Origin of the sequence: Arthrobacter sp. Hiyo1, from assembly GCF_001263615.2 — a bacterium.
In the GTDB taxonomy this organism is placed as follows: domain Bacteria; phylum Actinomycetota; class Actinomycetes; order Actinomycetales; family Micrococcaceae; genus Arthrobacter.
The window spans coordinates 981,170-986,191 of sequence record NZ_DF952469.1 but is presented as its reverse complement, the minus strand read 5'-3'; the positions used below and the strand labels follow the sequence as shown (position 1 = coordinate 986,191).

5 protein-coding genes are annotated in these 5,022 nt (G+C 62.8%); 2 read left to right on the top strand and 3 right to left on the bottom strand.

Annotation, left to right across the window (positions count from 1 at the left end):
• Positions 1 to 324 (top strand): hypothetical protein (locus tag AHiyo1_RS08830; RefSeq protein WP_253257221.1); only part of this gene is annotated, 324 nt, incomplete at its 5' end.
• Between the two features lie 535 nt (positions 325 to 859).
• Here AHiyo1_RS08830 and AHiyo1_RS25485 read toward each other — a convergent pair.
• The 3 genes from AHiyo1_RS25485 to AHiyo1_RS08815 form a co-directional block, all read right to left on the bottom strand.
• Positions 860 to 1,108: a hypothetical protein gene (locus AHiyo1_RS25485; RefSeq protein ID WP_059388313.1), complete on the bottom strand. Its 249-nt coding sequence runs from the start codon at positions 1,106 to 1,108 to the stop codon at positions 860 to 862.
• Positions 1,109 to 1,368: 260 nt separating this feature from the next.
• Positions 1,369 to 3,348 (bottom strand): acetate--CoA ligase, encoded by a 1,980-nt coding sequence (acs, locus tag AHiyo1_RS08820; RefSeq protein ID WP_059388312.1) that lies wholly within the window; start codon positions 3,346 to 3,348, stop codon positions 1,369 to 1,371.
• A 6-nt stretch (positions 3,349 to 3,354) separates the two neighbouring features.
• Positions 3,355 to 4,029, bottom strand: coding sequence for an acetate uptake transporter (locus AHiyo1_RS08815; RefSeq protein ID WP_084784433.1), 675 nt, complete (start codon positions 4,027 to 4,029; stop codon positions 3,355 to 3,357).
• Between the two features lie 718 nt (positions 4,030 to 4,747).
• Between AHiyo1_RS08815 and AHiyo1_RS24630 the strand changes: the two genes are divergently transcribed.
• On the top strand, positions 4,748 to 5,022 hold a 275-nt coding region (locus AHiyo1_RS24630), incomplete at its 3' end, for a MarR family transcriptional regulator (RefSeq protein WP_113990602.1).

Here is a 5,022-nt window from a genome sequence, read left to right as displayed (position 1 = left end):
CCCATGGGGTCGCCGCCAGGGACTGGACGAACAACCCCTGCACCCCCGAGGGTCCCGGAGCCCTTGCCCTCGGGCACCCACTCGACACAACCGGAACAGGACGCGCCGATCATGACCCAGCTCAAGCCCACTTTGGAAGTCACGGTCTCAAACGCGGCAGCTATGGAGACCGAACTCGCCGCAGCCGTTGAAGCGGTCCGGCAGGCGGCCCTCGCCGAACGCCGCTGCGGCATCCTAATCACCCGACACGGGGCAGGAAAATACACAGTCGGCCTCAGCGAGGACGTGCCGTTCGGCCTGACCTGGGAACGAGACGCCGGATAACGCCCCGGAGCTGTCGGCCCCGGGCGTCCAACAAGGCGACTATGGCGAGGAACCCAGCAACCACGGTTGGGCCTTCCTCACTCATGACAGGAAATTTGGTCTTGCGCGCAGGCCCGAATTCGGTGTCCGCCTGATAGACAGGACCAGCGGCGGGAGAGAATCCCGGTTCCTGGCATGGATTCTCCACTATCCCTTGACGCCGCTGGCCCCCTTGAGGTTCGATGCCCGTGCTCAGCGGGGGTTCCCTGAGCGGCGCCCAAATTCCAGCCGCGGATAACCCGAATTGCCCAGCCGTGCGTGGTGCGTCACGAGCCGCTGGACGGACGACGACGGCGATCCCGCTCCTGCGCTCGTCACATTCGCGACGTCGCCCGGCTGCCGTGGCCAGTGTTCGGGTGCCGCTTCGTTGGCCTCGCGGCTGCCAGCGCGATCGCCGTCGGCGTGCTGCGATCAACCGCCAAACAGAGTGAAAATTCATGGACGACCGCTGGAAGCGCCCCCGTGGCCTTCCGTTATCGCAAGTAAGTCCTGGCAGTCACAAGCAACCGGTCTGCCCTCGGCGGTCCTTGAGAGGCACCTGGGCGAGGAATTCGACTTGCCTGCTGCCCCAATCGCGGAAGTAAGGAACTGCGCCATGATGATGCTTGTTGTTGTACTTCTGCGCAAAAACCAACGCGTCCTTGAGCCCGGGAAAAACCCGGTCTTTGGTGTGATCGGCACATCTGACGAGGTATGCGAACTCCTGAAAGCCGTAGCACTGTGTTACGTACGCGGGTCGAGTCATAACATCCCCCCATTTTTTGTATCGGTCGTCTCTCTGCGCCCACAGCGTACAGGAGGGAGGTTCGCCCGCTGAAAAGTTCGCTGAAGATTTCCCTGGTCCAAGCCGTAGCATTGTTGCCCGCCAAACAAGGGCGGCCGGGTTTTCTTCGGCCGGGTGCCTCAATCTGTCAAATGCTTTGATGGCCCGTTACCAGCCGCGGAAACGTCGGCCGGAGGGCTCCTTTGTGTCGTCTGGATGTTTGTTTCGTCCGGGTTCCCCCGCTAGCGCGGCCTTCCTGCGCCGCCCGGCATTCCTGCCTTGATCAGGTCCATGACCGACGAGTCCGCCAAGGTCGTGACGTCCCCGATCGGCCTGTCCTGTGCGACGTCTTTGAGCAGCCGCCTCATGATCTTGCCGGACCGTGTTTTGGGCAGCTCGGCCACCACCATGATCTGCCGGGGCCGGGCGATTTTGCCGATTTCCTTGGCCACGTGTTCACGCAGCTCCTGCACCACTTCCGGGCCGCCGTCGCCCGCTTCGCTGCGCAGGATGACGAAGGCGACGATCGCCTGTCCGGTGGTTTCGTCGACGGCGCCGACGACGGCGGCTTCCGCGACTTTCGCGTGGGAGACGAGGGCCGATTCGATTTCCGTCGTCGAGAGCCGGTGTCCTGCCACGTTCATCACATCGTCGACCCGGCCCAGGAGCCATATATCTCCGTCCTCGTCCTTCTTTGAGCCGTCTCCTGTGAAGTAGAGACCTGGGAAGCGTGACCAGTAGGTCTCCACGTACCGGTCGTCGTCGCCCCAGATGGTGCGCAGCATGGATGGCCACGGCGCCTTCAACACCAGATAGCCTCCGGAACCGTTGGCAACCGGTGCGCCCGCGTCATCGACGACGTCGGCCACGATCCCGGGCAGGGCTTTCATGGCTGCGCCTGGTTTGCCTGCCGTAACTCCCGGGAGTGGACTGATCATGATGGATCCGGTCTCGGTCTGCCACCAGGTGTCCACAACGGGTGTTCGGTTGTGCCCGATGTTCTCCCGGTACCAGATGTACGCTGCCGGGTTGATCGGCTCGCCCACCGTGCCGATCACACGCAGGCTCCGGAGGCTGTACTTTGACGGTATCTGGGCGCCCCACTTCATGAACGTGCGGATGGCGGTGGGGGCGCAGTAGAGAATCGAAACTTTGTACTTGTCGATGATTTCCCACCAGCGGCCTTGGTGCGGGGAATCGGGAGTCCCTTCGTACAGCACGGAGGTGGCGCCATTGGCCAGGGGACCGTACACGATGTAGCTGTGCCCGGTGACCCAACCGATGTCCGCCGCCGTCCAGAAAATGTCGGAGGAAGCCTTCAGATCGAAAACCGCCCAGTGCGTATAGGCGCATGCCGTGAGGTAGCCGCCGGTGGTGTGCAGGATGCCCTTGGGCTTGCCGGTGGTCCCCGAGGTGTACATCACGTACAGGGGATGCTCGGCATCGAACGCTTCGGCTTGGTGGTCAGTGGAGGCCAGCTCAACCGACTCGTGCCACCAGATATCCCGCCCCTGGGTCCAGTCGATCTCCTGGCCTGTGCGTCGGACCACGAGGACGTTTCGGACGTCCGGGCAGTCCAGCAGGGCCTCGTCGACGGCGGGCTTCAGTCCGGTTGCCCTGCCGCGGCGGTAGGCGCCGTCGGAGGTGATGACGATCCGGGCGTCGCAGTCGTGGATCCGGGTGCGGAGGGCGTCCGAAGAGAACCCGCCGAAGACCACAGTGTGCGGAGCCCCGATCCGGGCGCAAGCCAGCATCGCCACGATGGTTTCCGGGATCATCGGCATGTAGATGGCCACCCGGTCTCCTGCCGTGACGCCCAAATCAGTCAGCGTGTTCGCTGCCTGGCAGACCATGTCCGTGAGCTGGGCGTAGGTGATGGTGCGGGTATCTCCGCCTTCCCCTTCAAAGTAGTAGGCGATTTTGTCTCCACGGCCGGCGACGACATGCCGGTCCAGGCAGTTGTAGGCCGCATTCAGCTTGCCCCCGATGAACCATTTGGCGAATGGCGGGTTCGACCAGTCCAGGACCTCGGTCCATTTTTGCGACCAGTCCAGCCGCTCCGCCTGCCGCGCCCAGAACGCCAGCCTGTCGGCGTCGGACTCGGCATAGTCCGATACCGTGGCGTTGGCTTGGGCGGTAAAACCGGCTTCCGGAAGGAAGCGGCGCTGTTCGTGCAGCAGGTTTGCGAGGGTCTCATCCGATTCTGTCGGGTAGTCGGCCATCACCGGTCACCGTGGTCCCACAGGAAGCAGGACTCGTTTGAACGTAAAGTTCGCGACGACCGCGAGGGAGCAGTACCAGGCGATGAGCGCAGTCACAATGCCCAGCCAGCCGCCAAGCATGGTCATGGCACCGGACCCGGCGAAGGCGCCGATGAACAGGGCGATGAAGGTCAAGGTCAGGGCAACGAATACGGCGAAGACGCCCATGCTGACCCGCCAAGCGGCAATGGTCATGTAGGCGGTGAAGATGGCCCAGGCGAGCAGGTAGAGGCCCACTGCCTTGCCGGCATCAGCGGCGGGGAGGCTGGCTGCATTGAACTGGCTCAAGAACCAGAACGAGAGCCAAAACGCTCCGTACGAGCAGAAGGCGGTTGCGCCGAAGACGTTGCGGTTGGCAAACTCCCAGATCCCTGCCCCGAATTGTGCGAGGCCTCCGTAGAACAGTGCAAGTCCAAGGACGACGGGCTCATCGGCCTTGACGATCAAGCCGGCATTAATGGCACTCAGGACGAACGTCGTCATGGCGAAAGCCCCCAAACCCAAGGCCGCCGGATCGGCAAAAGGAGGACTGCTGCTCGCTTGGGGGGAGACTTCAGTGCTCGTTACTGATAGCGGATTTTCAGTCCTGTGACCACTTCCGACCGGGACGGTTCCCGCGGCAGAACTTGATTCGACACTCATGGTACGACTCCTTGGTCAGCACCAGCACCATCGCTGGTGACTTATACCAGACTACACCTGAGTATGCAAGGCAAAGTTGAAAGATAATGTGGTTCGAATCACACCATATTGTGTCGTAGGTCACAATGCGGGCTGCGGCCAATCCTCGCAATTTCGCCCAATCGTGCAAGGGGTTAAGCCCTTACCACCCGGTTCCTTCCGACTGACTTGCCGCGTCGGCCGCGGCAATCATCGCGGGTGAGGTCGACGGCATCGAACTGAGTTGAGGTGACTCCGTTTCTCACCGTTGGGATATGGATGTCGTCGAGGCTTTTGCTTGCCACCAAGAGCGATTGATGCCGGCCGCGATGCTTTCGGCCCACTCCCGGCGAGAGCAAGATGAACTCTTCGTCCCCGTATCGTCCGACCAGGTCCGTGGATCGCCGCCAGCGCAAGGCAGTACGAGAAGCGGGACTCCTCACGGGCCAGGACCGCGGTTTCCGGCTCACCGGAACCCCGTGATCAGGAATATTCAACAGGGACAACACGCCCGGGCGGCGGGGCAGGCAGGCCGAGGGAGGCATGCCCGGGACACCAGCCGGTTCTTCACGCGCGGGGGATTAACGGCGGGCTACTTCGCGCGTTCACCCGGGAGTCCAGGAAGCCTGTTCACTGTTGTCACTTTCAGAAACTGACTGCGCGGCCGCAGCAAACCCTTGCATTGTGCAATAGTTGTCGTATGCCAAATCCTCTCGACCGCCACATCGATGCCCTCCAGCGGGCCACGCGCGACTTGCTCGCCGTCGCCATGCGCAGCGTGGAGGAGGTCACGGACTTGTCCATGCCGCAGATGCGCATGCTGTTCGCCCTCCAGGACCACGGGACGCTGCCCAGCGGCGCCCTCGCGCACGTCCTTGAAGTCTCCGGATCTTCGGTGACCCGGTTGGCCGACCGGTTGTGCGCGGAGGGTACGTCCAGCGCACTGCTTCTGCTGAAAAGCGCAGCCTCGTCCTG

Bases quoted from the DNA above. Each gene is read 5' to 3' on its own strand.
- AHiyo1_RS08815 (WP_084784433.1), bottom strand. From the start codon at position 4,029: ATGAGTGTCGAATCAAGTTCTGCCGCGGGAACCGTCCCGGTCGGAAGT.
- AHiyo1_RS25485 (WP_059388313.1), bottom strand. From the start codon at position 1,108: ATGACTCGACCCGCGTACGTAACACAGTGCTACGGCTTTCAGGAGTTC.
- acs (WP_059388312.1), bottom strand. From the start codon at position 3,348: ATGGCCGACTACCCGACAGAATCGGATGAGACCCTCGCAAACCTGCTG.